Origin of the sequence: Nocardioides sp. T2.26MG-1 (assembly GCF_950101795.1) — a bacterium.
GTDB lineage: Bacteria > Actinomycetota > Actinomycetes > Propionibacteriales > Nocardioidaceae > Nocardioides.
Genome location: NZ_CATNLZ010000034.1, coordinates 131836 through 158300, shown reverse-complemented (window position 1 = coordinate 158300; position 26465 = coordinate 131836). Strand labels below are relative to the sequence as shown.

The following is a 26465-nucleotide window of genomic DNA, read 5'->3' as shown; positions in this document are numbered from 1 at the left end:
CTCTTGACAGGCGCGCTGTGGCGGGCACATGCTGAAGCGGAGATCAAGCCTCCAGTTAGTGCAAAGGGACCCGACCATGACCATCCCCCTCTCGACCGACCGGGCGGGCACCGCCGCCCCCGCACGCGACCGCCGCTGGGCGGCCCTCGGCGTCATCGCGCTGGCCCAGCTGATGGTCGCCCTCGACGCGACCATCGTGAATGTCGCGCTGCCGACCGCCCAGGCGTCGCTGGGCTTCGACGACGCGCACCGCTCCTACGTGGTGACGGCGTACACCTTGTCCTTCGCCGGGCTGCTGCTGCTCGGCGGCAAGGCCTCGGACCGGCTCGGTCGCCGGCGGGTGCTCACCGCCGGCCTGGCCGGGTTCGCGGCCGCCTCGGCGCTGGCCGGTGCGGCCCCGACGTTCGAGGTGCTGGTGCTCGGGCGCGCCCTGCAGGGCGCGTGCGCGGCGTTCACCGCGCCGGCCGCGCTGGCGCTGATCGCGGCCACGTTCACCGAGCCGCGCGAGCGCGGCAAGGCGTTCGGCGTCTTCGGCGCCGTCGCCAGCAGCGGTGCCGTGGTCGGGCTGCTGCTCGGCGGCGTGCTGACCGAGTACGCCGGGTGGCTCTGGTGCCTCTACGTCAACGTCCTGGTGGCTGCCGTGGTCATCGTCGCGGGCCGGCGGGTGCTGCCCACCGACGACGGCTACCCGGTGCCGGTCGACGTGCTCTCCGGGGTGCTCGCGACCGGCGGGCTGGCCGGGCTGGTGCTCGGCGCCAGCGAGGCGGCCTCGAACGGGTGGGGATCGGCGCAGGTGCTCGTCCCGGGCCTGGTCGGCCTGGGGCTGCTGGCCGGGTTCCTGGCCCGTCAGCGCGGGCTCGCCGCACCCCTGCTGCCGCTGACCATCCTGCGGGACCGCGGCCGGGCCACCGCGTACGCCGCCACCGCGGTCAGCGTTGTCGGCACGTTCGGGATGTTCCTGATGCTGACCTACCACTTCCAGGTGGTGCTCGGGTACAGCCCGGTCCGCACCGGCCTGGCGTTCCTGCCGATGAGCCTGGCCGTCGCGGGCAGCTCCTACGGCATCGCCAGCCGGCTGATGCACACCGTGGCGCCGCGCGCGCTCGTCGCGCCGGGGCTGATCGTGGCCGCCGGCGGCCTGGCCGTGCTGACCCAGCTCACCCCGTCGAGCGGGTTCCTGACCACGATCCTGCCCGCCGAGGTGCTGGTCGGGCTCGGCATCGGCTGCGTGTTCACACCGTCGATCGCGGTCGCCACCAGCGGGGTCGACCCGCGCCAGGCCGGCGTGGCCGCCGCCACCGCCAACACCGCGATGCAGATCGGCAGCAGCGTCGGGACCGCCGTACTCAACACGATCGCGGTCGCCGCGACCCGCGACTACGCCGGCACCCCGACCCAGGCCCTGGTCCACGGCTTCGCCACCGCCACCGGCGTCGCCGCGGTCGCCCTGCTCGCCGGCGCCCTGCTGGTGCTGGCCTTCCTCCGCCCGGCCGCGACCGCACAACCCCAGCCCACGGGAGGCACCCGATGAGCGTCGAGCTCAACCACACCCTGGTCCACGTCCGCGACATCTGGGCCGCCGCCCGCGAGGTCGGCACCGTGCTCGGGCGGCCCGAGCCCACGCCGTACGGCCCCTTCGCGGTGCTGCACCTCGACAACGGCGCGTCCCTCGACTTCCTCGAGGACACCGGCGAGATCCAGGCCCAGCACTACGCGTTCCTGGTCGGCGAGGACGACTTCGACGCGATCTGGCGACGGATCCGCGAGCAGGGCCGCACGTTCTGGGCCGACCCGTTCAAGCAGCAGCCCGACCGGATCAACCACAACGACGGCGGCCGGGGCCTCTACTGGGACGGACCCGACGGGCACTGGCTCGAGATCATCACCCGTCCCTACGGTGGCGGCGTCCCCATCGGCACCACAGAGAGCGAGACGCCATGACCGGCCCGCTGCACCGCCCCTACCCGCCCGACCTCTATCGCGGCACGACCGGCGAGGTCTCCGGCTGGATCCGGCCGACCGACACCGAGGCGGAGATCCGGTACCGCTCCGGCGGCACCTGCGAGTACCTCGCCACCGGCGACCGGACCGGCGGCACGTTCGGGCTGTACCGGTGGACGTTCGGTCCCGACGAGTCCGGGCCCGAGCCGCACTTCCACCGCGCGATCACCGAGTCGTTCTACGTCCTCACCGGCGAGGTCCAGCTCTACGACGGCACCGGCTGGACGACCGCGCGGCCCGGCGACTTCTTCCACGTGCCGTACGGCGGGCTGCACGGGTTCCGCGGCGGCGACCGCGCCTCGATGCTGCTGATGTTCAGCCCCGGCGCGCCCCGGGAGGACTACTTCGAGACGCTCGCCGGGCTCGCGGACCACCCGATGACCGAAGAGGAGCGCGTCGAGTTCATGCTCCGCCACGACACGTACTGGACCTGAGCCGGGCCACGCCCCAGTCGCCCGTTCCGAGGAGGAACCCATGGTCAAGCCCCTGCTGACCCTCGCGTCGCTCTACCTCGCGGCCATCGGGCTGGCGTTGCTGCTCGTGCCGGCGCAGTTCGGCGTGGACGCGGTGCCGGACGACCCCTCGTCCGAGCTGCTCGCGCTGCTCCGACTGCTCGGCGGGCCGATGGTCGGCATCGCCGTCTTGAACTGGGTCTCGCGCGCGACCGAGCTGCCGGAGGCGCTCCGCCCAGTGCTGCTGGCGAACCTTGTCGGCTTCACCCTGGTCGCCGCCAACGACGTCGTCGGGGTGATCACCGGCGACGCGCGTGACGCCGCGCGGGTGTTCGTGGTCGTCCACCTGGCCTTCGCCGTCGCCTTCGCGGTCGCGTGGCGGCGCGCCACCGCGACCCGCACCGGCTGACCGCGTCGGTCCTAGGGTGGCGGGCGTGACCGACGCGCCCGACTCCGCCACCGAGACCGACGCGGCCGCCCGCGGGTCCCGCCGGCGCGAGCGCACGCGGGGACTCCTCCTCGACGCGACCGAGCGGCTGATGTCGCAGCGCGCGCCGGAGGAGATCAGGATCGAGGACGTCGCCGCCGAGGCCGGTGTCTCGCCCGCGTCGGTCTACGTGCACTTCGGCACCAAGGACGCGCTGCTGGCGGCGGCCACCGAGCGGGTGCTCGGCGTGGCCACCGAGACGCTCCGGGCGGCGTACGCCGCGGAGACCTCGCCGCTCGAGCGGTTCGCCGGCGTGGGTGCGGCGTACCTGCGGCTGGTGCTCGACCACCCGGTGGTGGTGCGGTACCTGACCGTCACGGGGGAGCGCGGCCCCCGCGCGCCGGTCGAGGGCGAGGTGGTCGCGCGGTTCAGCGAGCTGCGGGGGGAGTTCGAGCAGAGCATCCGCGAGGCCGTGGAGTCGGGGGCGATCCGGTCCGTCGACCCGGAGCTGATGTCGTACTTCCTCTTCGGCGCCTGGAACGGCGTCGCCGCGCTGGGGCTGCGCCGCGACGACCTGGCGCTGGCGCCCGAGCGGGTCGAGCTCGCCGTGATCGAGGCCGGTCTGGTGCTGCTCGAGGGCCTGGTCCCGGAAGTGTTCTAGAGTCAGACTCCAGAAACGTCTCTTCTTCCGAAAGCGACCGCCATGACGCAGACCGCGACGCCCCCGACGCCCAGCACCGACGGCGGTCACGACACCTGGGACGTCGTGGTGGTGGGCGCCGGTCCGGGTGGCCTCACCTGCGGGGCCTACCTCGCGGCCAACGGCCGGAAGGTGCTGGTGCTCGAGGCCAACCAGGTGGTCGGCGGCAGCACCCAGGTGTTCCGCCGTGCGGGCAACAAGTTCGAGTTCGACGTCGGCACCCACTACGTCGGCGAGTGCGGCCCGGGCGGCCGGATGCAGACCGCGCTCACCGGCCTGGCGCTGACCGAGCGGATCAAGTGGCTCCGCCAGCGCCCGGAGGGCCACTGCCAGATCATGGTGCCGGGCACGACGTTCCAGACCCCGACCGGCTGGGACACCTACCTCGACCGCCTGATCGCGGCGTTCCCCGACGAGGAGGGCGGGCTGCGCCGCTGCGTCACGATCATGCGGACCGTCGCCTCGGGCGACCGGCGGCTCCGGCGCTCCTACGCGCTGCTGCGCTGGGGGATCCGGCCGATCACGACGCTGATGGCCGCGTGCGGCCTCAGCGCCGACGCCCAGGCGGTGATCCTCGCGGAGAACGGCGACTACACCTGGCCGCCGCACCGCACGCCGACCGCGATGCACGCGGGCTTCCTGCACCACTACCTCCAGGCCGGCGCCTACTACCCGCGCGGCGGCGGCCAGGTCATCGGCGCCCACCTCACCGACGTGATCTCGACCCACGGCGGCCGGGTCCGCACCAAGGCCCGCGTCGAGCGGATCCTGATCGAGGACGGCCGAGCGGTCGGCGTACGCCTGCGTGGTGGGGAGGAGATCCGGGCCGGTGCCGTGGTCTCGGCGGCGGACTTCAAGAAGACGTGGGCCGAGCTGGTCGGCGACGAGCACCTGACCCGTCGGCTGCGGCGCCGGCTGCAGGGCCTGGAGATGACGCTGCCGATGTTCGCGGTGTACGTCGCGCTCGACGTCGACCTCCGCGAGCGGGACACCCCGCCGCTGGCGTGGGTGTGGCCGACCAACGACGTCGACGGCTACTACCGCGAGGTCGCGGCCGGTCGCTGTCCGGAGAAGATGCCGGTCGGCATCAGCTGCCCGACGGCCAAGGACCCCGAGGGGACGCACTCGGCGCCCCCGGGCTACTCGACGCTCGAGCTCGTGAGCTGGGCGCCGGCGGAGCACGGGTTCTGGAACGTCGCGACCGATCCCCGGGAGGGCGACGGCTACGGCCACGACGAGCGCTACCGCCGGCTCAAGGAGGAGCTCGCCCAGCGGGTGCTCGACACCGCTTCGCTGATGATCCCGGACCTCCGGGAGCGGATGGTGTTCTGCGAGGCGTCCACCCCGATCACCCAGGAGCGGTTCACGCTGAGCACCGGCGGCTCCTGCTACGGCATCGCCCCCCTGCTGAAGAACCTCGGCCCGTTCCGGCCGCGGGTCACCACGCACATCCCGGGCCTGTTCCTCGCCGGCGGGAGCACCGAGCACATGTTCGGCATCAACGCCACGATCTGGGGCGGCATGGGCACCGCCGGTGCGGTGCTCGGCCGGGACCTGGTCCAGGAGGTGCGCGACGGCGCGGTGTTCGTCGACGAGGCCAGCCTGACGCCGATCACCGACGACTTCGACCCGCTGCTGGCGTCCAAGCCCGGATCCGTCATCCGGCGTCCGGCGCGCCGGCGACCGCGGACCGCGGTGCCGACGAGCGGCTGAGCGTCAGCGGCCGCTGGCGTAGGCGTGGCTGGCGGCGACGATGCCGAGGACGACCGCGAGCTCGGCCTCGTCCCGAGGGCCGTGCACCATCACGAAGCCGGGGGAGAGGCGGGTGCCGGCCCACATGTGGGGCCGTCCCCAGCCCTTGGCCGACACGTCGGCGGCCAGGTCCGGCGGCAGCACCAGGTGCAGCGAGCCGTCGTACGCCGGGTGCAGGTGGGCGAACTCCCCGACCTGCGGCACGAGCCACGCCTGCTCGTCGTCAGAGCCGTCGCGCAGGGTGAAGCCCCGCGCGCCGGGCACCGAGATGCGCGAGGGGCCGACGTCCACGCCCGCCAGCCCGCGGACCTCCTCGAAGAGCCGCTCCTGCAGGTCGGCCGGGGCGTTCTGCGACTCCTGCTGCTGGGGGATCGTCCAGCTCACCTGCGGCCGGGGCCCGGCGCGTCCGGGCAGCTCGCCGGACGGGAGGGTCGGCCAGGCCGGCCGCGACGGCGGTCCGGCCGGCGTGGCGCCGAGGTGGTCGACGAACGCGAGGCGGTGGGCGATCCACTCGCCGAGGTCGTGGACGGTGCGGGCGGTGAGCTGGTGGCCGCCGGGCTGGCGCTGGGCGACCGTGGGCGCGCCCGACTCCGAGAGCAGGTAGTCCCACGTGCGGTCCAGCAGCTCGCGGGGGATCACGTGGTCGCCCTCGCCCTGGGCGACGAACACCGGCAGGTGGGCGAGCCGGCCGGGCTCGGTGGCGAGCCCGGCGTCGAACGGCAGGGTGCCGTAGAGGACGGCCGCGCCGGCGTACCGCCCGGGCTCGTCGAGGACGAGGCCGCCGGCGAACGCGGCACCGCCGCTGAAGCCGACCAGGACCACGGGGCGTCCGGCCGGGGCCGCCGCGTCGAGCCAGCCGCGGAACCAGTCCATCGTGGCGCGCAGCGAGTCGGCCTGCGGCCGCCCGATGCCGTGGTTGGCGAACCAGGCGTAGCCGCCACCCTCGGCGATCGGCGCCCGGACCGCGGCGTACGCCGGTCCCGCCGGGAGGTGCGGGGCCAGGCCGAGGATCTCGGTCTCGTCGGATCCTCGGCCGTGCAGCAGCACGACCAGCGGAGCCGCCGGGTCGGTGCTGCCGTACGTCGCGACCGTGGGCGGGGCGAACGTCTCGACTGTCATAGGGCTTCTTCCGGGGTCATGGCGGTCGGGTCGAGGGCTCAGGCGACGACGCCGAAGCCGCCGGTCCAGGAGACCTTCTCGTTGGCGGCGAGCGTGAGCTGCAGGAAGCCGACGGCCTCGAGCTCGCGGGCGCGCTTGAGCGAGCCGGCGTCGACGGCGTGGAGACCGCCCGAGGTGACGACCCCCGCCAGCGCGGACTTGGCGTCGGCGTCGTCGCCAGCGATCAGCACGGTGGTGGTCAGCGGGCCGACCGTCCCGGCCGCGAGGGTGCCGGCGAAGTTGGTGTTGAACGCCTTGAGCACCCGCGAGCCGGGCAGGGCCTCGGCGATCACGGCGGCCGCGGAGCCGTCGGCGGGCACGACGAGCGAGTCGAAGGTCTCGAAGTTCAGGGGGTTGGTGATGTCGACGACGATCTTGCCGGCGAGCTCCTCGCCGCGCTGGGCGATGACGTCGCTCACGGCCGGGTAGGGGACGGCGAGGACGACGATGTCGCCGGTCACCGCGGTGCCGAGGTCGCTCGCGCCGAGCTGCTGCACGCTGTGCCCGCCCTTGGCCGCGATCGCCGCGATCGCCTGGCCCATGTTGCCGGTGCCGAGGATGGAGAGGTTCGCCATGGGGTGCTCCTGGAGGTCGTGGTTCGACAACCCATTTGGTTGTCGCTTCAATTAACACTCTACAGGCTTTGGTTGTTCCGTCAACTAATCGGCTAGGCTGGGCACATGGAGACAGGGCCCGCGGAGACCAGGTGGCTCGACCCGGCCGAGCGCGACGCGTGGCTGCGCCTGGTGGCGGTGGTCGAGCTGCTGCCCGGCATACTCGACGCGCAGCTGCGCGGCTCGTCCGGCCTGACGCACTTCGAGTACTTCGTGCTCGCGATGCTGTCCGAGGCGCCCGATCGGACCCTGCGGATGACGACGCTGGCGCAGCGCACCAACGCCACGCTCCCGCGGCTCTCGCACGTCGTCCGGCGGCTGGAGGACCGGGGCCTGGTGGTCCGGGTGCCGTGCCCCGAGGACGGCCGCGCCACCAACGCCCACCTCACCGACGCCGGCTGGGACGCCGTGGTGGCCGCTGCTCCCGGACATGTCGAGACCGTGCGCTCCCACGTGCTCGACCCCCTGACCCGCGAGCAGCTCGACCAGCTGCGCGACATCGGGGACGCGCTGCTGACCACACTCGACCCCGAGGGCCGGATGACCGCCCTCTTCGAGTAGGCCGCGTCAGGCGATGTGCCAGATGCCGGCGTCGTCCTGCCGGATCCGCCACTGGGCCACCGGGTCGTCGGGCAGGGCCACGACCCAGCCGCGGTCGTCCTGGCTGGGCCGGTAGTCCTCGAGCTCGTACGCCGCGAGCCGGGTCCAGGTCGACGCGGGCCGGCGGGCGTCGCGGGCCGGCTGCTCGTCGGCGAGCACGCAGGGTGCGTCGTCGAAGTCCGAGGTGCCGCGGTACTGGAACTCGCACGCCCGCTCCGCGTCGCCGGCCGCCATCGCCTGGACGTAGCCGTACACGGTCCCGACCGGGTCCTCCGACGGGACGGTCGTGTCGATGTCGGCCCACGGGTCCGACGACGCGGGCGGCGTCGGGTCGGGCGCGGCGTCGTTGCTGGTGCTGCCGCACCCGACGCCGGCGGCCAGTACTGCGACGGTCAGCGCGGCGGCGGCCAGCCGCCTCATCGGCGCCGTCCCTCGTCGCCCCCGGCCGCGATGAAGTCGCGGAGCAGGTCCGCGAAGCGGTCCGGGTCCTCGAGGTGGGGGAAGTGGCCCGCGCCCTCGAACAGCTCGACGCGACAGTCGGGGACCGCCCGCTGTGCGCTGAGGGCGTGCCAGGCCGGGATCATCCGGTCCTTGGAGCCCCAGACGATCAGGGTCGGGATCGGCAGCACGCCCTCGAGGTGGTCGTGGGCGCTGATGCTCTGGCCGCCGATGTCGATCACGGCCCGGGTCGTGGCGAGGAAGGCGCGCCGGCTCTCCCGGTCCGCGAGCGAGCGGAACCCGCGCCAGATCGCGCCGACGTCCGCGCCGGGCCGCCAGCCGACCTTGGACGCGCCCCGCCCCAGGGTCTCGACCCGCGACAGCACGGGGGTGGAGGCGACGAGGCCGAGGACCTGCTCGGCGCCGGGCAGCGTGGCGGCGCGCAGGATCAGGTTGACCTCGCGGCCCAGGCCGCCGCTGGAGACCAGCACCAGGCGGTCGACCCGCTCGGGGAAGAGGTAGAAGAACTGCATCGCGATGCCGCCGCCCAGCGAGTGCCCGACGAGCGTGACCCGCTCGATGTCGAGGTGGTCGAGCAGGTCGCGCAGGGTGGCCGCGTGCGCGCTCAGGGAGTAGTCCCCGAGCGGCTTCGCCGACTCGCCGTGGCCGAACAGGTCGGGCACGAGCACCCGGTGCTCGTCGTCCATCCGGTCGACGAGGTGGGCCCACTGCCGCTGGGAGCCGAGGATCCCGTGGATGAACAGCACCACCGGGCCGGCGCCGCTGTCGACGTACGACAGCTCGTGGCCGTGGAGCACGACCTTGTGTGGAGCCATGCGCACCATGACGGGCATCCTCCAGAAGGCCGTGGACCGGGCAGGGCCAAGGTAGCGCTGCCGGAGCCCGCGAGCCGCACCGCGGGACCCGTCGTCCATCGGTCGGGGTGCCCACGATGTCGGATCGGAGCGATGCTGTTCGTCGGCAAGGTGTACGGCGGTCACCGGGACCGCCGCGAGTCGAGGAGGAGTGGGATGGCGCACTACCTGTTGTCGGTGCACGGCCCGGCGGAGATGGACGAGTTCGGCAACTACGGCTCGCGTGAGGAGATGGAGGCGGCGTTCGAGGCCACCGGCGCCTTCAACGACCGTCTCCGTGCCGACGGCTACTGGGTGTTCGCGGGTGGGCTGGCCCCCGCGTCGACGGCCACGGTCGTCGACGGCCAGGGTGAGACGCCGATGGTGACCGACGGTCCCTACCTCGAGACCAAGGAGGTCATCGGCGGGTTCTGGGTCATCGACGCCCCGGACCTGGACGTGGCGCTCCGCCTCGCGGCCGAGGGGTCGAAGGCGTGCCGCGGCAAGGTCGAGGTCCGCCCGTTCGACGGGCTCGCCTGAGCCACCGGCTCGATCCGTGGCCCGCCCGTCACTCGCGGGCGGGCCCGGCGGTGCGGATGAGTGAGGAGGAGGGTCATGAGAGTCGCGGTTCTCGGTGGCAGCGGCGTTGCCGGGAGGTACACGGTGGACGCCCTGCGGGCCGACGGGCACGACCCGGTCGGGCTCTCCCGCGCGACGGGAGTCGACCTGCTCACCGGGGATGGACTGGTTCCTGCCCTGGCCGGTGCCGAGGCGGTGGTGGACGCCACCAACCTCGCCACCATGAGGGCCACGAAGTCCGAGGCGTTCTTCGAGACCACGACGAGGAACCTGCTCTCGGCGGCCGGCGAGGTGGGGGTCGGGCACATCGTCGCGCTGTCGATCATCGGCATCGACCGGGTCCCGTTCGGCTACTACCAGGGCAAGGTGCGTCAGGAGCAGGTGCTGGCCGGATCGGACATCCCGGTCACCGTCCTGCGCTCGGCGCAGTTCCACGAGTTCGCGAGCCAGTACCTCGAGCGCATGACGGGACGGCTCGTCCTCGTCCCCACGTGGCGGGTGCAGCCGGTGGCGGCCCGCGAGGTCGGCTCCGCCCTGGCGAGGCTGGCGGTGCGCTCGCCGGTCGGCCACCAGGAGCTGGCGGGCCCGCGCGAGGAGGTGATGGCCGACCTGGTCCGCCAGGTCGCGCGGCGTCGCGGCGGTGCGCGCCGTCGGATCGTCGAGCTGCGCCTCCCGGGCGCCGCCGGCAAGGCGATGGCCCGGGGCGGCAGTCTCCCCACGGTGGACGGGATGCGCGGCACGCAGACCTTCGCCGACTGGCTGGCCGGCCAGGCCTGATCCCCGGGTGACTGGCCGATCGTGACAGCACTACTGTTACGGTCATGCCGGGATTCGACGCTGACGTGGTCGTGGTGGGGAGCGGCTTCGGTGGCGCGGTCACGGCGCTGCGGCTGACCGAGGCCGGCCATCGCGTGCTGGTCCTCGAGAAGGGCCGCCGGCTCGCCGACGCGGACCTGCTGCGGGCCCGCCGGGACCCGCGCGCCTACCTCTGGCAGCCGGGCCTGGGCCTGCGCGGGTTCTTCTGGCAGCGGGTGTTCCGCCACGTCGCGATCATCGGCGCGAGCGGGGTCGGCGGCGGGTCCACCGTGTGGGCCGGGGTGCTGCTCGAGCCGCGCGAGGGCTTCTACGCCGATCCCGCCTGGTCGCAGCTGAACCCCGACTGGCGCGCCGAGCTCGCGCCGCACCTCCACCGGGCCGCCGGCATGCTGGGCCGGGTCGTCACCTCGCACCGCGGTCCGATGGACGACCACCTCGCCGCCGCGGCCGCGAGTGTCGGCGCGGGGGCGACGTACGGTCCGGTGCCGCTGGCGATCCACTTCGGCCGCGAGGGGGTCACCGAGCCCGACCCGTTCTTCGGGGGCGAGGGGCCCGACCGCACCGGGTGCCGCCTGTGCGGCGAGTGCCTGCTGGGCTGCCCGTACGGCGCGAAGAACCAGCTCACCCGCAACTACCTGCCGCTGGCCGAACGGTACGGCGCCGAGGTGCGCGCCGAGCACGAGGTGGCCGGCATCCGGCCGCTGCCCGACGGCGGCTACGAGCTCAGCGTCGCCCACCCGTGGCGGCGTACGCCGATCGCGCCGATCCGGGCGCGCCGCGTGGTGCTCGCGGCCGGGGTGCTCGGGACGCTCGACCTGCTGTTCCGGTGCCGCGACGAGCTGGGCACGCTGCCGCACGTCTCACCGATGCTCGGCCGGCGGGTGCGCACCAACAGCGAGGCGCTGACCGCGATCCTGCAGCCGCCGGGCGAGGACCTGTCGCGCGGACCGACGATCTCCAGCGACTTCTACCCCGACGCGGACACCCACGTCACCCAGAACCGGTTCGTGGGCGGCTGGCACCTGCGCCTGCAGGTCGGGCCGATCGTGGACGGTGACCGCAGGCTCGGCCGTGCGGTCCGGACCCTGGGTCGGCTGGCCGCCTCGCCCGTCGCGCAGCTGCGCGCCATGGCCGCTCGTGGCTTCGAGCGCCGGCTGACGGTGCTCACCGTCATGCAGCACCTGGACAACGAGCTGGCCTTCGAGCGCCGCCGGTCACCGGTCCGGCCGTGGCGCCGCGTGCTCCGGTCGCGGGCGGTCCCCGGGCGGCAGGCGCCGAGCTACCTGCCGGTGGCCAACCGGGTGACGCGCGCCTTCGCCGAGTCCTCGTGCGGCACGCCGCTGAACCTGCTCGGCGAGACCCTCGGCGGGCTCTCGGTCACCGCCCACGTCCTGGGCGGTGCGGTCATGGGGGCCTCGCCCGACGAGGGTGTGGTGGACGCCTCGCACGAGGTCTTCGGGCACCCCGGCCTGTACGTCGCCGACGCGAGCATCATCCCGGCGAACCTCGGGGTGAACCCGTCGCTGACGATCACCGCGCTCGCCGAGCGGTTCGCGTCGCTGTTCCCGCTCGCCCCCGAGGGCGCCGTACGCCGGGAGCCGGTCACGGCCCGCCCGGCCGCCGTTCCGACCGGCACGGAGGGTGGCCGGTGACCGGCGTGGTCGGGCTGCTGCGGGCGTGGTCGAGCCTGCCCGCTCCCGCGCTCGACGACGTGACCGGCACCCTCCGGGCCGAGTTCGTCGCGCCGCTGCGCCAGGTGGCGCCCGCCGGCCTCGGCCTGGTCGGTCTCCCGCGCTGGCACGGCAAGCGGTTCACCCGCTCCGGCCCGGACGAGCTGACCGGGGTCAACCTGGTGCGGCCGCGGGACGGCTCGGGGCCTCTGGAGGAGCGGCTCACGATGCGGGCGGTGCCAGGCACGGGGCTCGCCGACGGGCCGGCCTGTGGTGGTGGTGACCTACGCCCCGGACGCGCCACGGCCGTGGCGGTGGGTCCGCGACGAGCTCCGGGTCGGACCCGAGGGCGTGCTGGTGGGGATGTCGTACGTCGACCGCCCGCTGCTGCGCCGCGGCGGACTGCCGTTCCTGCTCCGACGCTAGTCAGGGCGTGCGGCGCGGCCGGCGGGCCAGCAGGCCGGCGTCGACGGTGCGCAGGACGTCGGGCTTGAAGCCGTTCGCCACGCCCCAGAGCACGGCCTGCGAGCGCCGGGTGACGCCGATCTTGCGGTAGGCGGACCGGATGTAGGTCTTGACCGAGTTGATGCTGAGGTAGGCCCGGTTCGCGATCTCCTGGTTGGACAGGCCCTGGGTGATCAGCGCGAGGATCTCGGCCTCGCGCGGCGAGAGGCCGGTCGACCGGCCGGGCCAGTCGCCGACGCCGCCGACGCTGGTCTCGTGGTCGCCGGTGAGCACGACGACCTCGCCGGCCATGACCCGCTGGAGGGCGGCGACGATCTCCGGGCCGGTCAGCACCTTGGAGAGGTAGCCCCGGGCGCCTCGGGCCACCGCGTCCGCGACCATCTCCGGCTGCAGGTTCCAGCTGTAGACGACCACCTTCGCGCCGCTGTCGCGGATGAAGTCGTCGAGGTCGATGCCGTCGCCGTCGAGCTGGCCGAAGGTGTCGAAAAGGACGATGTCGACGTCGGAGACCACCGGCAGCGAGGCGTCCGTCTCGACGACGTCGATGTGCTCGGGGGCGAGGAACGACGCGACCCCGGCGACAACCACGGCGTGGTCGTCGACGATCGCCAGCCGGATGGGTCGTGTCATCGCCGTTCCATGCCCGGAGCCTACGCGCCGGACGCCGGCCGGCGGCGTCGATCCGGCACACCTGCCCGGATGGGCAGTCGGGCGCGCGGTCAGTAGCTGTCCGCGACGACGACGCGGTCGTACTCGAGCGGCAGGCGCGCCGCCGTGGGGAGGCACCGCATCGGCACGGTCTCGCCGGGCTCCACCGACGGGCAGAAGCAGTCCACCTCCGTGACCCACCGGCCGTCCAGCCGGAACGTGAACGCGTAGCGCAGGTTGACGGCCCGGACGCCGACGTTGGTGACCCGCAGGCCGGCGATCGTCGACCCGCCGAGCGAGGTCTCCGCGAGCGCCCATCCCGAGGCGGCCCGGAACCCGGAGAGCACGAAGGGCATCCCGGTCTCGACCGGCATCGAGGTCGCCGAGGTCACCGGCGCCGGGTCGACCTCGAACACGGTGCGGAACTGCTGGGCCATCGCCCCCACGGTGACCAGGCAGCCGCCGACGACGAGGACGAGCGTCAGCACGGCGCCGAGAGCGACCATGCGGAACGGGTCCCGCGCGGGCTTCTCCGGCCGCACGGCGTAGAACCCCCACGGCGTCAGCTGCGGCCCGGGGTCGGGCCGGTCGTGGTGGTGGAGGCGGAACATGCGGCGCCGGCTTCCTCAGGGCGTACGCCCTGCTGGATTCCACGCTATTCCGGGACCCCGACTTTCGCCGCAAAAGTGCAGAACTTGGTCCGTGATGTGCGCCATGGCGGAGCCGGTGCGACCAGTCTCACGCGTCCGCCACCCCATTACGGCAACACCCGAGCCACCGGATGGCTAGCGTCACACTGTGACCGTCGAGCTGTTGATCGACGGGGCCGAGCATGTGGTGACACTCGACGCCGAAGACCGCGAGATCGCCGGGGGCTGGATCGCCCTCGACCACGGCTTGGTCGCGGCCGTGGGCGGTCCGGGTGACGAGCGGCCGCCGGCCGCACGGGTGCTGCCGGCGGACGGCTGCCTGGTCACCCCGGGCCTGATCAACACCCACCACCACATCTACCAGAACCTCACCCGAGCCCACCGGCCGTCGGTCAACACCTCGCTGTTCACGTGGCTGACCACGCTGTACCCCCTGTGGGCCGGGCTCGACGAGGAGGCGGCGTACCTCTCGGCCTGGGTCGGCCTGGCCGAGCTCGCGCTCGGTGGCTGCACCACCACCACCGACCACCTCTACGTGCACCCGCGCGGTGGCGGTGACCTCATCTCCGCCGAGATCACCGCGGCGACCGAGCTCGGGATGCGCTTCCACCCCACGCGCGGCTCGATGAGCCTGTCGGAGAAGGACGGCGGCCTGCCGCCGGACTCGGTGGTGCAGGACGACGACGAGATCCTCGCCGACAGCGAGCGGCTCGTGGCCCGCCACCACGACCGCTCGTGGGGCGCGATGGTGCGGATCGCGCTGGCGCCGTGCTCGCCGTTCTCGGTCTCCTCCGACCTGATGCGGCGTACGGCGGAGCTGGCCGAGCGGCTCGACGTGCGGCTGCACACCCACCTCGCCGAGGACCCCGACGAGGACCGCTTCGCGGCGCGCGCCTTCGGCCGCCGCACGATCGACCACTTCGAGGACGTCGGCTGGCTCTCGGACCGCAGCTGGGTGGCGCACTGCATCTACCCCAACGACGACGAGGTGCGCCGGCTCGGCGCCGCCGGCGTCGGCGTCGCGCACTGCCCCTCCTCGAACATGCTGATCGGCGGCGGCGGCATGGCCCCGGTCGCCGAGCTGCGGGCGGCGGGAGTCCCGGTGGGGCTCGGCTGCGACGGCTCGGCGTCCACCGACCACGCGTCGCTGTGGCTCGAGGCCCGGACCGCACTGCTCCTCGGCCACCAGCGGAAGGGGCCGACGGGCATGACCGCCCGCGACGTGCTCGACATCGCCACCCGCGGCTCCGCCGCCTGCCTGGGCCGGACCGGGGAGCTCGGCACGCTCACCCCGGGCGCGGCCGGCGACCTCGTCTGCTGGCCGCTGACCGGGATCGCCTTCGCCGGGGCGCTCACCGACCCCGTGGAGGCCTGGCTGCGGTGCGGTCCGGTCGCGGCCCGGCACACGGTGGTCGCGGGCCGGCCGGTGGTCGAGGACGCCGCGCTCGTGCACCCCGGGCTCGAGGACATCCTGCGCCGCCACCACGCCGCCGCCAGCCGCCTCCAGCGACTGGCCTGAAGGACCCAGGAGAGAACGGAGTTCCCATGTCGTCACTCGGTGTCGAGACCCACCTCGTCGACGCGGCCGTCCGAGACCGCGCCGTCGCGCACTTCCGGGACGCCGGCATCATGCTGCCGACCCTCGCGGAGCTGGCCGACCCCGCCCGGATCCCGGACTCGACGACCGACGCGCTGGCAGGGGTGGGGCCCGACGAGGCCGACCCGCGCAACCTGTTCCGGATCCACTGGTACAACGACGTCGACCGCACGTCGCGCGCGGCCCTGCCGGCCCATGTCGTGCTGCCGCGCGAGCTCACCGGCGTCGACGCCACGATCGTGGTCGCCCTCGGCGACCGGTTCCCGATGATCCGCGCCCACAAGGTGCTGGCCGCCTACGGGTGCCTGGCCCCGCGGATCGTCACCGGCACGTTCGACCCGGCCCACCAGCGCGCGGTGTGGCCCTCGACCGGCAACTACTGCCGGGGCGGCGTGGCCATCTCGCGGATCCTCGGCTGCCGCGGCGTCGCCGTACTGCCCGAGGGGATGAGCCAGGAGCGCTTCGACTGGCTGCGGGGCTGGGTGGTCTCGCCGGAGGACATCATCACCACGCCCGGCACCGAGAGCAACGTCCGCGAGATCTACGAGGCCTGCGACGAGCTCGCCGGCGACCCCGGGAACGTGATCCTCAACCAGTTCGCGGAGTTCGGCAACCACCTGGTGCACTGGCTGTGCACGGGTCGGGCGCTGGGTGCGGTCTTCGAGCATCTGCGGGAGGCCGGCGCCGAGGCCGGTCGCGAGCTGCGGCTGCGCGCGTTCGTCTCGGCGTCCGGCTCGGCGGGGACGCTCGGCGCCGGCGACCACCTCAAGAGCGAGTACGGCGCCGCGATCGTCGCCGTCGAGGCGCTGGAGTGCCCCACGCTGCTGCGCAACGGCTTCGGCGAGCACAACATCCAGGGCATCGGCGACAAGCACGTCCCGCTGATCCACCACGTGCACAACACCGACATCGTCACCGCGGTCACCGACCGGGCGACCGACCAGCTCGCGGTGCTCTTCAGCGACCCGGCCGGCCTGGCCTACCTCGCGGACCGGTGCGGCGTGCCGGAGGCGACCCTCGCCGCGCTGCCGTCGTTCGGCCTGTCGAGCATCTGCAACATCCTCGCCGCGGTGAAGGTCGCCAAGCACCTCGACCTCGGCCCCGAGGACGTGATCGTCACCGTGGCCACCGACGGTGCGCCGATGTACCAGAGCGAGCGCGACCGGATCACCGCCCGCGACTTCGCCGACGGCTTCGACGAGGCGGCGGCGGCCGGCGTGTTCGGCCGGTGGATGCTCGGCGCGGACACCAGCGACCTCCTCGAGACCACGAGCCGGGACCGGGACCGGATCTTCGACCTCGGCTACTACACGTGGGTCGAGCAGCGCGGCACCGCGATCGAGGACTTCGTCGTCCGGCGGGACCCGGGGTTCTGGACCGGCCTGCACGACAGCATCGAGGCCTGGGACGAGATGATCGTCGACTTCAACGCGCGCACCGGCGTCGGCGCCCCGTGAGCTCGCCGGCCAGCCGACTCGTCTGCTGGGGCTGCGGCGGCGTACCCGACCCGCGCGACCCCTACCCGTTCCGGTGCCCTCGAGCGGGCGCCGGCGACGTCGACCACGTGCTGGTCAGGCTCCTCGACCCGGAGCGCGTCCGCTTCCCGGAGGGGACCGCGGGGGCGACGTCGCCGTTCGTCCACTACCGCCGGCTCCTGCACAGCCATCACCGCGCGACCGCGGGCGGCGTGAGCGACGACGAGTTCGCGGAGCTCGCGGGCCGCCTCGACGACGCCGTGGCGAGGGTCGCCGGCAGCGGCTTCCGGGCGACGCCGTTCGGCCGCGACGACATGCTCTCGGACCGGCTCGGGTTCAGTGCCGCCGGGGGAGTGTGGCTCAAGGACGAGACCGGCAACGTGGCGGGGTCGCACAAGGGGCGCCACCTCATGGGGGTGCTCCTCCACCTGGAGGTCGCCGAACGCCTCGGGCTCGTCGATCCCGGGCACCGGCCGGACCTGGCGATCGCGAGCTGCGGGAACGCCGCGCTCGCCGCGGCCGTGGTCGCCCGTGCCGCCGGCCGGCGGCTCCGGGTGTTCGTGCCGGTCGACGCCGACCCGGTGGTGCTCGACGGGCTGCGCGACCTGGGCGCCGACGTCGTCACCTGCGTGCGCACGCCGGACACCGACGGCGACCCGGCCTACCTCCGGCTGCGCGCGGCGCTCGCCGCGGGCGCGCTCCCGTTCACCTGCCAGGGCAGCGAGAACGGTCTCGTCATCGAGGGTGGGCAGACCCTCGGCTACGAGATGGCGTCCGACCTGCGGGCCGCGGGCACCGACCTGGACCACCTCGTCGTCCAGGTCGGTGGCGGCGCCCTGGCGAGCGCCTGCATCCAGGCGTTCGACGAGGCGGTCGGTCTCGGGGACCTCGACCACGGGCCGCGGGTGCACACCGTGCAGACCACCGGCGGACACCCGCTCGAGAGGGCCTACGCCCGGGTGCGCGCGGGCCTGTCCGCGTCCGCCGGCCGTCCCGAGATCGACGACGCCCTGCATGCGGCCGCGCGGCACCGGTCCGCGTTCATGTGGCCCTGGGAGGGCGAGCCCCGGAGCATCGCCACCGGCATCCTCGACGACGAGACCTACGACTGGCGGGCCGTCGTCGGCGGCATGCTCGCCACCGGCGGGCGGCCGCTGGTCGTGACCGAGGAGCGGCTGTCGGAGGCCCACGAGCTCGGCCGCGCCGCGGGCTACCCCGTCGACCCGACCGGTGCCTCGGGGCTGGCCGGTCTCCTCGACCTGATCGCCGACGGGGACGTCGATCCCGACGCCCGCGTGGGCGTCCTGTTCACCGGGCTCGACCGCTCCGCCGCAGGGTCCATGGACCCTAGCGGGCGGTCCTGCCCCGGAGCACGCTGAAGAGCAAATCGGAGCAGAGGAGCCCACGCCGTGGCTACCGACATTCTGGACGTCGCGCCCTCCCTGGCGCTGTGTGGGGCCACGGTCGTGGTCGCGCTCGACCCGCCCGAGGTCGTGGCCGCCGACGTCGTGCTCGCAGGTGGGCGGATCGCCGCGGTGGGCACCGCGCCGCCCGGCGTACCGCGCCGGGACTGCTCCGGGACTCTGATCGTGCCCGGCAACGTCTGCGCCCACCACCACCTCTACTCGGCGCTCAGCCGCGGGATGCCGTACCGCCTGGCCCCGCCGGTCACGTTCACCGAGATCCTCCAGCGGGTCTGGTGGCGCCTCGACCGGGCGCTCGACGAGCGGTCGATCCGCGCCTCGGCGCTGCGCGGGGGCCTCGACGCCCTGCGCGCCGGCACCACCACGATCGTGGACCACCACGCCTCGCCCAACGCGATCGACGGGTCGCTGGACATCATCGCCGACACCCTGGCGCAGCTGGGGGTGCGCAGCGTCCTGTGCTACGAGGTCAGCGACCGCGACGGCCCCGAGCGCGCGGCCGCCGGCATCGCCGAGAACCGCCGCTTCCTCACCCGGGCCGGCGGGCTCTCCCGCGGCATGATGGGCGCCCACGCGTCGTTCACGCTGTCCGACGAGACCCTGGCCGAGGTCGTCGACGTCGCCCGGTCGGGTGGCGTGGGCGTGCACATCCACGTCGCGGAGGACGCCGCCGACCAGGCCGACGCGCGCGCCCGGTGCGGCCACGGGGTCGTCGAACGCCTCGACCGGGCCGGGCTGCTCACCGACCAGGCGCTGCTGGCGCACTGCGTGCACGTCGCCCCGGCCGAGATCCACGCCGTCGCCGACACCGGTGCGACCGTGGTCTGCAACCCGCGCAGCAACATGAACAACTCCGTGGGGCACTCGCCGTTCCACCACCTCGCGCCCGGCCTGGGCGGCGGCGTCGCCCTGGGCACCGACGGCATCGGCGGCGACCTCTTCGCCGAGTCGCAGGTCGGCTACTTCCGCACGCGCGAGGCCGAGGTGGCGACCCCGGGGAACTGGCCGCTCGCCCGGCTCGCCGACGGTGCCCGGTTCGCCGGCGGCGTCCACGGGGAGCCGCTGCTCGGCAGCATCCGGCCCGGCGCCCCCGCCGACCTGGTCGTGCTCGACTACCCGACGCCCACCCCGGTGACCGCCGACAACCTGGTCGGCCACTGGGTCTTCGGGCTCACCTCGGGCCAGGTGCGCGACGTGCTCGTCGCCGGTGAGCTCGTGGTCGCGGACCGCCGCTCGACCCGGGTCGACGAGACGGAGGTCGCTGCCGAGGGCTCGGGCGAGGCCCAGCGCCTCTGGGGCCGGATGGACGAGATCGCGGCGCACGGCTTCACACCCGAGAGGAGCAGACGATGAGAGTGGCGCTCTACCTCCAGGACCTCCACCCCCTGCGTGAGGGGATGGAGTACGCCCGCTACGCAGAGCAGCGCGGCTTCGACGCCGTCTGGCAGGCGGAGAGCCGGCTGGTCCGCGAGGCCACGGTCCCGATGGCGGCGTACGCCGCCGTCACGAGCCGGATCAAGGTGGCCTCGGGCATCGTGCCGATCTGGACCCGCAACGTCGGGCTGCTGGCGGCGACGTTCGCCACGCTCGACGAGCTCGCCCCCGGCCGGGTGGTGCTCGGCCTCGGGGCCTGGTGGGAGCCGCTCGCCAGCAAGGTCGGCGTCGACCGGCGCAAGCCGCTGCGCGCGATGCGGGAGACCGTGGAGGCCACCCGCCGCCTGCTCGCGATGGAGCGGGTCACCTACCACGGGGAGTTCGTGCACCTGGACGACGTCGAGATCGACATCGTCCACGGCGACCGCTCGCCGAAGCACGTGCCGATCTACATCGGCGCCACCGGCATGCAGATGATGGCGCTGGCCGGGGAGATCGGCGACGGCGTGCTGCTCAATTACATGGTCTCGCCGGCGTACAACGCGCAGGCCCTCGAGGCGCTGGCCACCGGTGCGGCGAAGGCCGGCCGCTCGCTCGACGACATCGACCGCCCCCAGCTCGTCGTCTGCTCGGTCGACCGCGACCGGGACCTCGCCCTCGACCGGGCCCGCGAGCTGCTCACGCAGTACCTCGGCCAGCAGCCGCACATCATGAAGGCCAGCGGCGTCGACCCCGCCCTGATCGAGGAGATCGGCAAGGTCCTGACCTGGCCGGCCTCGCACGACGAGATCCTCCGCGCGATGCGCCTGGTCCCCGATGACGTGGTGCAGCAGATCACCGCCTCCGGCACCCCCGAGGAGTGCCGCGCCAAGGTCGCCGAGTACGTCGAGGCGGGCGCGACCTGCCCGGTCCTCTACCCGCTCGGCGACGACGTCCAACTGATGATCGACACCTTCGGTGTGTAGTGGCGTGTCTCAGGAATATCTGTGCGCTTCGCGCACCCATGACACGCACCTCGCGGCGTTGCCGTCGCTTGCTAGACGAACGGGGTATGGCGGCGCCCCGGCGCCTTGCGATGCACGCACCCTGAGCACGCCAACCGGACAGCTGTTCCTGAGACACACCACTGAAGAGGAGAACGCACGATGAGGAGCTTCCTGGGCCGCGACATCCTGTCCCTGAAGGACGTCGAGCGGGACGACTACTTCCGGATCTTCCAGGTCGCCGAGGAGCTGCGCCCTCACGCCGAGAACCGGCGCAACGGGAACCTCCTCCAGCACAAGACGCTGCTCACCGCGTTCTACCAGCCGAGCACCCGCACCCGGCTCTCGACGGAGGCCGCCATGCACCGCCTCGGCGGCCACGTCCTCGGCTTCTCCGACGCCAAGATGACCCGCGCCGGCGACTTCTACCAGGAGTCGATGAAGGACACCGTGAAGATGCTCGAGTACTACGGCGACGTCATCGCGATGCGCTCCCACGTCCAGGGCGCGCCCCACGAGGCCGCCCGGTGGGCGTCGGTGCCGGTGATCAACTGCGGGGACGGGTGGGGCGAGCACCCGACCCAGGTCCTCACCGACCTCTACACGATCTGGCGCGACAAGGGCACGCTCGACGGTCTCAAGGTGCTGTGCGTCGGCGACATGCGGATGCGGACGATGCACTCGATCCTCTACGCCTCCTCGCAGTTCGACATGGAGGCGTTCGTGGTCTCACCGCCCGAGCTCTCCCTGCTCGACGAGTTCAAGGACGAGCTGGCCGAGCGGAGCGTGAACTACCGCGAGGTCGAGTCCGTCGAGGAGTGCATCTCCGACGCCGACGTCATCTACATGGAGCCGGTCGTCCAGGCCGACTACACCCAGTCCCGCGTCGACCCGACCGCCGAGAAGGGCACCACGCCGGCGGCGTACCAGGTCACCCGGCGGCTGCTGCACGAGAAGGCCAAGCAGGACTCGATCGTGCTGCACTCGCTGCCCCGGATGGACGAGCTGACGACCGACGTGGACAGCACCCGGCACGCCCGCTACTGGGCCGAGGCCGCCAACGGCGTCTCGTTGAGGATGGCGCTGCTGGCGCTGGTCCTCGGGGCGATCGAGTAGCGGGGGGAGGGCCTCGATGCAGACGAACCTCCGCGGCCGCGACGTCATCGACTTCCAGGAGTGGACCCGCGACGAGCTCGACACCGTGCTCGACGTGGCGTTCGCGCTCAAGCGGGACCGCGCGCTCGGGCAGCCGCACCCCTACCTGCGGGACAAGGTGCTGGCGATGCTGTTCTTCTTCGCCAGCACCCGCACCCGGGCGTCGTTCGAGGCGGGGATGGCCCAGCTCGGCGGGCACGCCCAGTTCATCGAGAGCCGCTCGACCCAGATCGCGCACGGCGACACCGCCAAGGAGATCGGCGAGATCCTCGGCCGCTACAACGACGGCATCGCGATCCGCAACGTCGACTGGGGCGTCGGCAACGCCTACATCCGGGAGGTCGCCGCCGCGAGCCGGGTGCCGGTCCTCAACATGCAGTGCGACCACTTCCACCCCCACCAGGCGCTCGCGGACCTGATGACGATCATCGAGCGGTTCGGCGACCCGCGTGGGCGGACGGCCACGGTCAGCTGGGCCTGCGCGAAGACGTACTCCAAGCCGCTGAGCGTGCCGCAGAGCCTGATCATGCTGCTGCCGCGGTTCGGGATGAACGTGCGCCTCGTGCACCCGCCGGAGTTCGCACTGATGCCGGACTACGTCGACCAGGCGCGGGAGAACGCCCGGCTCGGGCGCGCGTCGTTCGAGGTCCTCGACGACTTCGACGAGGGCATCCGCGGCACCGACGTCGTGTACGCCAAGAGCTGGGGAGCGGTGATGACGACCACCGACGAGGCCGAGGAGGCGAAGCTCGTCGACTCCTACCGGGACTGGATCGCCGACGAGCGCCGGATGGCGACCGCCGCCGACGACGCGATCTACATGCACCCGCTGCCGGGGGAGCGCGGGATCGAGGTCACCGACGAGGTGATCGACGGGCCGCAGAGCGCGGTCTACGACCAGGCAGAGAACCGCCTGCACGGCCAGAAGGCCGTCATGGCATTGACGATGGGCTGAGGCCCGGGAGGACGGTGGCACGATGGTCATGGTTTCCGCCTATGCGCGTCCCTCGACGATGGACGAGGCCCTCGAGCTGCTGTCCTGGTCCGGCGCGGTCGCGCTCGCCGGTGGCACGCGACTCGGCGGCGACAGCTCGGCGCGCGAGGTCGAGGTGGTGGACCTGCAGGCGCTGCGCCTCGACGGCATCCGAGCCGACGGCGAGCACCTGCTGCGGGTCGGCGCGATGACGAGGCTGCAGCAGCTCGTCGACAGCGACCGGGTGCCCGCGCTCGTCCGCGAGGCGGCCCGCCGGGAACGGCCGAGCACGCTGCGTGCCCAGGGCACGCTCGGTGGCTGCGTCGCGACCGGCGACGGCGAGAGCGAGCTGCTGGCGGCGCTGCTCGTCCACGAGGCGCTCGTGCACGTGGAGACGAGCCGGGGGGCCGATTCGGTCCCGCTGGAGTCGTTCCTCGCCGGGCTGCCGCTCGGAGCCGGAAGCGTGGTGACCGCCGTGACGCTCTGCACCGACGGCGCCGCCGCGGCCTGCCACACCGCCCGCACGCCTGCCGACCGGGCCATCGTGGCGGCCTTCGCCCGGCAGACCGAGGACGGGCGACGGGTCGCACTCACCGGGGTGGCCCGGACACCGATCCTCGTACGGCTCGGCGACGCGCTCGATCCGGTCGGGGACTTCCGGGGGTCGAGCGAGTACCGCCGGGCCCTGGCCGACGTGCTGACCCAGCGAGTGGTGGAGGCGATCTCATGACCGGGCGGACGATGGACCTCGAGCTGACCCTCAACGGAGCCCCGCAGCGCATCACCTGCGCGCCCGGTGACTCGCTGCTGGCCGTGCTGCGCCGGCTGGGCTGCTTCAGCGTGAAGTTCGGCTCCGAGACCGGCGAGACCGGGGCGGCCGCGGTGCTGCTCGACGCCCGGCTGGTCTCCGCCGACGTGCTGCTCGCGGCCCAGGCCGGCGGCCACGACGTCACGACCGTCGAGTCGCTGAACGTCGCCACCGGCGAGCTGCACCCCATCCAGGCGGCCTTCGTCGAGTCCGGTGCGCTGCAGTCCGGCTACTCGGCCGGGGCGATGGTGCTGGCGACCAAGGCCCTCCTCGAGAGCAACCCCGAGCCGACCGAGTGGGAGATCCGCGATGCGCTCTCCGGCATCCTCGACCGCGAGACCGGCTACGTGAAGGTGGTCGACGCCGTCCAGCGGGCGGCCGCGCTGCTCCGCGGGGAGAAGCCCGAGCCGATGGCGCCGGTGCTCGTCGAGCGGCTCACCGACGGCGGCGCCGGCGGGCCGGTCCCGGACGCCCCGGCGGCGATGCCCCGGCTGGTGCCGTCGGCCGACGTGCCGGTCACCACCGTGGTCGGCACGGGTGCGGCGAAGGTCGACGCGCTCAAGCTGGTCAAGGGCAACCCGGCGTTCGTGGACGACATCGAGCTGCGCGGGATGCTCTACGCGAAGGTGCTGCGCAGCCCGCACGCCCACGCCCGCATCGTGGCGATCGACGACTCCGAGGCGCGCGCGCTGCCCGGCGTGCACGCCGTACTGCACACGTTCAACACCGCCCGGGTGAAGTACGCCTCCGGCGGCCAGAGCTGGCCGAACCCCCGGCCCTGGGACCAGGTCAGCTTCGACGACAAGGTGCGCCACGTCGGCGACAGGGTGGCCGCGGTGGCGGCCGAGAGCGTCGAGATCGCCGAGGAGGCGTGCCGGCGGATCAAGGTGACCTACGACGTGCTGCCGGCCGTGTTCGACGAGGTCGAGGCGATCCGGCCCGGCGCCCCCGTGATCCACGACGAGACCGACACCGAGGGCATCCTCGACGCGGCACGCAACATCCCCCGCGAGGTGAACGGGCAGACCGTGACCGACGAGGAGATGGAGGCGGCGTTCGCCCAGGCACCGCACGTCTTCGAGCAGACCTTCCACGTCCAGCAACAGCACACCTGCCCGATCGAGCCGGCCATCACCATCGGCTGGCTGGACGAGGACGAGCGTCTGGTGCTGCGCAGCTCCACCCAGGTGCCGTTCCATGCGCGCCGCATGGTCGCGCCGCTGCTGGGGCTGCCGGTCAAGCAGATCCGGGTGATCAAGCCGCGCATCGGCGGTGGGTTCGGCGGCAAGCAGGAGATGCTGCTCGAGGATCTCGTCGGGCACCTGGTGCTCGCGACCCGCCGTCCGGTCCGTCTCGAGCTGACCCGCGAGGAGGAGTTCGTCTCCGCCCGCATCCGGCACGCGCAGACCATCACGTTCCGCGCCGGCGTCGACGACGACGGCCGGCTGCTCGCGCTGGACCACCGGGTGGTCGGCAACACCGGCCCCTACGCGACGCACGGCTTCACCGTGCAGTCGGTCTCCGGGCAGCGCGGGCTCTCGCAGTACAACTGCCCGGCCAAGCGCTACCACGCGGACGTCGCCTACACGAACCGTCCGGTGGCCGGTGCCTTCCGCGGGTACGGCGCCCCGCAGGCGCTGTTCGCGCTCGAGTCGCACCTGGACGACATCGCACACGCCCTCGGCATGGACCCCGTCGAGCTGCGCCGCAAGAACTGGGTGCGCGAGGGCGACCCGCTCGACATCCTCCCCGCGCTGGGCGAGCGCGGTGCCGCGGAGATCGCGGGCGAGATGCCGCGGGTGACCAGCTGCGCGACCGACGAGTGCGTCGCGCAGGTCCTGCGGGCGATCGGCTGGGAGCGGCGGCTCGACCCCGCGTGGAAGCAGCCCGCGGACCGGCCGAGCATCCGCCGCGGGATCGGGTTCGCCCTGTGCATGCAGGCGACGGCGATCCCGAACCTCGACATGGGCGGCGCGTCGATCAAGATGAACGACGACGGGTCGTTCAACCTGCTCTTCGGCGCGACCGACCTCGGCACCGGGGCCGACACCGTGCTCGCCCAGATCGCCGCCGAGGTGCTCGGCGTCGACTCGGACGACATCATCGTGTACGCCGCGGACACCGACATGACGCCGTTCGACGTGGGCGCCTACGCCGACAGCACGACGTACATCTCGGGCATGGCGGTGAAGAAGGCGTCGGAGGCGGTGCGGGAGCGGATCGTGCTGCGGGCCGCCCGGCTGCTCGGGCTCGACGACCCGGGCCAGGTCGAGCTGCGCAACAAGCAGGCGTGGGCGCCCGACGGCCGGTCGGTCACGCTCGAGGAGGTGGCGCTGCACGCGCTGCACCTGGAGGACCAGGAGCAGATCATGGCGACCGCCTCGCACGTCTCCGGTGAGTCGCCACCGCCGTTCGCCGCCCAGGTCGCCGAGATCGAGGTGGACGTCGACACCGGCCAGGTCACGGTCACCAAGCTCGTCATGGCCGTCGACGCGGGCGTCGTCATCAACCCCACGACGGCCAGCGGCCAGGTCGAGGGCGCCATGGTGCAGGCCCTCGGCTACGCGCTCACCGAGGACCTGGTCCTCGACGAGGCGGGCCGGGCGGTGAACGCACGGTTCGGGCCGTACTGGATCTTCCGGCCCGACGACACGCCCCCGATGGAGGTGTTCCTCGTCCAGACCATGGAGCCCAGTGGCCCGTTCGGCGCCAAGTCGATCGGCGAGATCGCGATCGACGGGGTGGCGCCCGCCGTCCGCAACGCGATCCTCGACGCGACGGGGGTCACCGTCAACGAGCTCCCGCTCACGCCCGAGCGGGTGTGGCGGGCGCTGCACCCGCAGTAGCCCGTG

The 26465-nt window shown here is 73.3% G+C and carries 26 protein-coding genes; 20 read left to right on the top strand and 6 right to left on the bottom strand.

The genetic code is table 11. The annotated features are described in order from the left end of the window. The first annotated feature begins 76 nt into the window (after positions 1 to 76). From QQZ14_RS21150 to QQZ14_RS21125, 6 genes are read left to right on the top strand one after another with little or no spacing between them, the layout of a single operon-like run. On the top strand, positions 77 to 1531 hold the full coding sequence (locus QQZ14_RS21150; protein WP_284536407.1) for an MFS transporter: 1455 nt from the start codon (positions 77 to 79) through the stop codon (positions 1529 to 1531). Further along, positions 1528 to 1941: a VOC family protein gene (locus QQZ14_RS21145; protein WP_284536406.1), complete on the top strand. Its 414-nt coding sequence runs from the start codon at positions 1528 to 1530 to the stop codon at positions 1939 to 1941. Before QQZ14_RS21150 ends, QQZ14_RS21145 begins: the two co-directional genes overlap by 4 nt. Further along, the gene (locus QQZ14_RS21140) at positions 1938 to 2435 is read left to right on the top strand and encodes a cupin domain-containing protein (protein WP_284536405.1); all 498 of its coding nucleotides are present in this window, start codon (positions 1938 to 1940) and stop codon (positions 2433 to 2435) included. The genes QQZ14_RS21145 and QQZ14_RS21140 overlap by 4 nt, the downstream gene beginning before the upstream one ends. A gap of 40 nt (positions 2436 to 2475) precedes the next feature. Continuing rightward, on the top strand, positions 2476 to 2862 hold the full coding sequence (locus tag QQZ14_RS21135) for a hypothetical protein (RefSeq protein ID WP_284536404.1): 387 nt from the start codon (positions 2476 to 2478) through the stop codon (positions 2860 to 2862). A 25-nt stretch (positions 2863 to 2887) separates the two neighbouring features. Then, on the top strand, positions 2888 to 3541 hold the full coding sequence (locus QQZ14_RS21130; RefSeq protein WP_284536403.1) for a TetR/AcrR family transcriptional regulator: 654 nt from the start codon (positions 2888 to 2890) through the stop codon (positions 3539 to 3541). Positions 3542 to 3583: 42 nt separating this feature from the next. Next, positions 3584 to 5293, top strand: a complete 1710-nt coding sequence (locus QQZ14_RS21125) for a phytoene desaturase family protein (protein WP_284536402.1) — start codon at positions 3584 to 3586, stop codon at positions 5291 to 5293. Positions 5294 to 5296: 3 nt separating this feature from the next. Here the strand turns inward: QQZ14_RS21125 and QQZ14_RS21120 are convergent, their stop codons facing one another. Then, positions 5297 to 6451, bottom strand: coding sequence for a luciferase domain-containing protein (locus QQZ14_RS21120; RefSeq protein WP_284536400.1), 1155 nt, complete (start codon positions 6449 to 6451; stop codon positions 5297 to 5299). Between the two features lie 38 nt (positions 6452 to 6489). After that, entirely contained in the window at positions 6490 to 7065 is a 576-nt protein-coding gene (locus QQZ14_RS21115) for an NADPH-dependent F420 reductase (protein ID WP_284536399.1), read from the bottom strand. Positions 7066 to 7170: 105 nt separating this feature from the next. Between QQZ14_RS21115 and QQZ14_RS21110 the strand changes: the two genes are divergently transcribed. After that, entirely contained in the window at positions 7171 to 7665 is a 495-nt protein-coding gene (locus tag QQZ14_RS21110) for a MarR family winged helix-turn-helix transcriptional regulator (RefSeq protein WP_284536398.1), read from the top strand. Between the two features lie 6 nt (positions 7666 to 7671). On the opposite strand, the gene QQZ14_RS21105 is transcribed toward QQZ14_RS21110, so the two are convergent. Together QQZ14_RS21105 and QQZ14_RS21100 are read right to left on the bottom strand one after the other, a co-directional pair. Beyond that, on the bottom strand, positions 7672 to 8124 hold the full coding sequence (locus QQZ14_RS21105; RefSeq protein WP_284536397.1) for a hypothetical protein: 453 nt from the start codon (positions 8122 to 8124) through the stop codon (positions 7672 to 7674). Beyond that, the gene (locus QQZ14_RS21100; protein ID WP_284536395.1) at positions 8121 to 8987 is read right to left on the bottom strand and encodes an alpha/beta fold hydrolase; all 867 of its coding nucleotides are present in this window, start codon (positions 8985 to 8987) and stop codon (positions 8121 to 8123) included. Before QQZ14_RS21100 ends, QQZ14_RS21105 begins: the two co-directional genes overlap by 4 nt. Before the next feature lie 186 nt (positions 8988 to 9173). Between QQZ14_RS21100 and QQZ14_RS21095 the strand changes: the two genes are divergently transcribed. The 4 genes from QQZ14_RS21095 to QQZ14_RS21080 all read left to right on the top strand — a co-directional run bounded on the left by QQZ14_RS21095 (position 9174) and on the right by QQZ14_RS21080 (position 12487). Continuing rightward, positions 9174 to 9536: a YciI family protein gene (locus QQZ14_RS21095; protein WP_284536394.1), complete on the top strand. Its 363-nt coding sequence runs from the start codon at positions 9174 to 9176 to the stop codon at positions 9534 to 9536. Between the two features lie 75 nt (positions 9537 to 9611). Further along, a complete protein-coding gene (locus QQZ14_RS21090; RefSeq protein ID WP_284536393.1) occupies positions 9612 to 10352 on the top strand; it encodes an SDR family oxidoreductase in 741 nt (246 codons plus the stop codon). A 44-nt stretch (positions 10353 to 10396) separates the two neighbouring features. Beyond that, positions 10397 to 12043: a GMC family oxidoreductase gene (locus QQZ14_RS21085; protein ID WP_284536392.1), complete on the top strand. Its 1647-nt coding sequence runs from the start codon at positions 10397 to 10399 to the stop codon at positions 12041 to 12043. A 288-nt stretch (positions 12044 to 12331) separates the two neighbouring features. Beyond that, positions 12332 to 12487 carry a hypothetical protein gene (locus QQZ14_RS21080; protein ID WP_284536391.1) on the top strand — a complete coding sequence of 52 codons (156 nt, stop codon included), beginning with the start codon at positions 12332 to 12334 and terminating at the stop codon, positions 12485 to 12487. Here QQZ14_RS21080 and QQZ14_RS21075 read toward each other — a convergent pair whose 3' ends face one another. After that, positions 12488 to 13156: a response regulator transcription factor gene (locus tag QQZ14_RS21075; RefSeq protein ID WP_284536390.1), complete on the bottom strand. Its 669-nt coding sequence runs from the start codon at positions 13154 to 13156 to the stop codon at positions 12488 to 12490. It abuts the gene before it with no gap. Between the two features lie 89 nt (positions 13157 to 13245). Continuing rightward, complete coding sequence (locus QQZ14_RS21070; RefSeq protein WP_284536389.1) at positions 13246 to 13785, bottom strand: hypothetical protein; 540 nt, start codon at positions 13783 to 13785, stop codon at positions 13246 to 13248. Between the two features lie 187 nt (positions 13786 to 13972). On the opposite strand from QQZ14_RS21070, the gene QQZ14_RS21065 reads away from it, so the two are divergent. The 9 genes from QQZ14_RS21065 (at position 13973) to QQZ14_RS21025 (ending at position 26459) form a co-directional block, all read left to right on the top strand. Further along, on the top strand, positions 13973 to 15343 hold the full coding sequence (locus QQZ14_RS21065; protein ID WP_284536388.1) for an 8-oxoguanine deaminase: 1371 nt from the start codon (positions 13973 to 13975) through the stop codon (positions 15341 to 15343). A gap of 26 nt (positions 15344 to 15369) precedes the next feature. After that, entirely contained in the window at positions 15370 to 16878 is a 1509-nt protein-coding gene (locus tag QQZ14_RS21060; RefSeq protein WP_284536387.1) for a pyridoxal-5'-phosphate-dependent protein subunit beta, read from the top strand. Continuing rightward, positions 16875 to 18275, top strand: a complete 1401-nt coding sequence (locus QQZ14_RS21055) for a pyridoxal-phosphate dependent enzyme (RefSeq protein WP_284536386.1) — start codon at positions 16875 to 16877, stop codon at positions 18273 to 18275. Before QQZ14_RS21060 ends, QQZ14_RS21055 begins: the two co-directional genes overlap by 4 nt. A 30-nt stretch (positions 18276 to 18305) precedes the next feature. Then, the gene (locus tag QQZ14_RS21050) at positions 18306 to 19673 is read left to right on the top strand and encodes an amidohydrolase family protein (RefSeq protein ID WP_284536385.1); all 1368 of its coding nucleotides are present in this window, start codon (positions 18306 to 18308) and stop codon (positions 19671 to 19673) included. After that, positions 19670 to 20659: an LLM class flavin-dependent oxidoreductase gene (locus QQZ14_RS21045; RefSeq protein ID WP_284536384.1), complete on the top strand. Its 990-nt coding sequence runs from the start codon at positions 19670 to 19672 to the stop codon at positions 20657 to 20659. The genes QQZ14_RS21050 and QQZ14_RS21045 overlap by 4 nt, the downstream gene beginning before the upstream one ends. A 180-nt stretch (positions 20660 to 20839) precedes the next feature. After that, entirely contained in the window at positions 20840 to 21793 is a 954-nt protein-coding gene (pyrB, locus tag QQZ14_RS21040; RefSeq protein WP_284536383.1) for an aspartate carbamoyltransferase, read from the top strand. A 16-nt stretch (positions 21794 to 21809) separates the two neighbouring features. Beyond that, on the top strand, positions 21810 to 22787 hold the full coding sequence (locus QQZ14_RS21035) for an ornithine carbamoyltransferase (protein WP_284536382.1): 978 nt from the start codon (positions 21810 to 21812) through the stop codon (positions 22785 to 22787). A gap of 22 nt (positions 22788 to 22809) precedes the next feature. Next, the gene (locus QQZ14_RS21030; protein ID WP_284536381.1) at positions 22810 to 23535 is read left to right on the top strand and encodes an FAD binding domain-containing protein; all 726 of its coding nucleotides are present in this window, start codon (positions 22810 to 22812) and stop codon (positions 23533 to 23535) included. Further along, positions 23532 to 26459 (top strand): molybdopterin-dependent oxidoreductase, encoded by a 2928-nt coding sequence (locus QQZ14_RS21025; RefSeq protein ID WP_284536380.1) that lies wholly within the window; start codon positions 23532 to 23534, stop codon positions 26457 to 26459. Before QQZ14_RS21030 ends, QQZ14_RS21025 begins: the two co-directional genes overlap by 4 nt. The last annotated feature ends 6 nt before the right edge of the window (positions 26460 to 26465 follow it).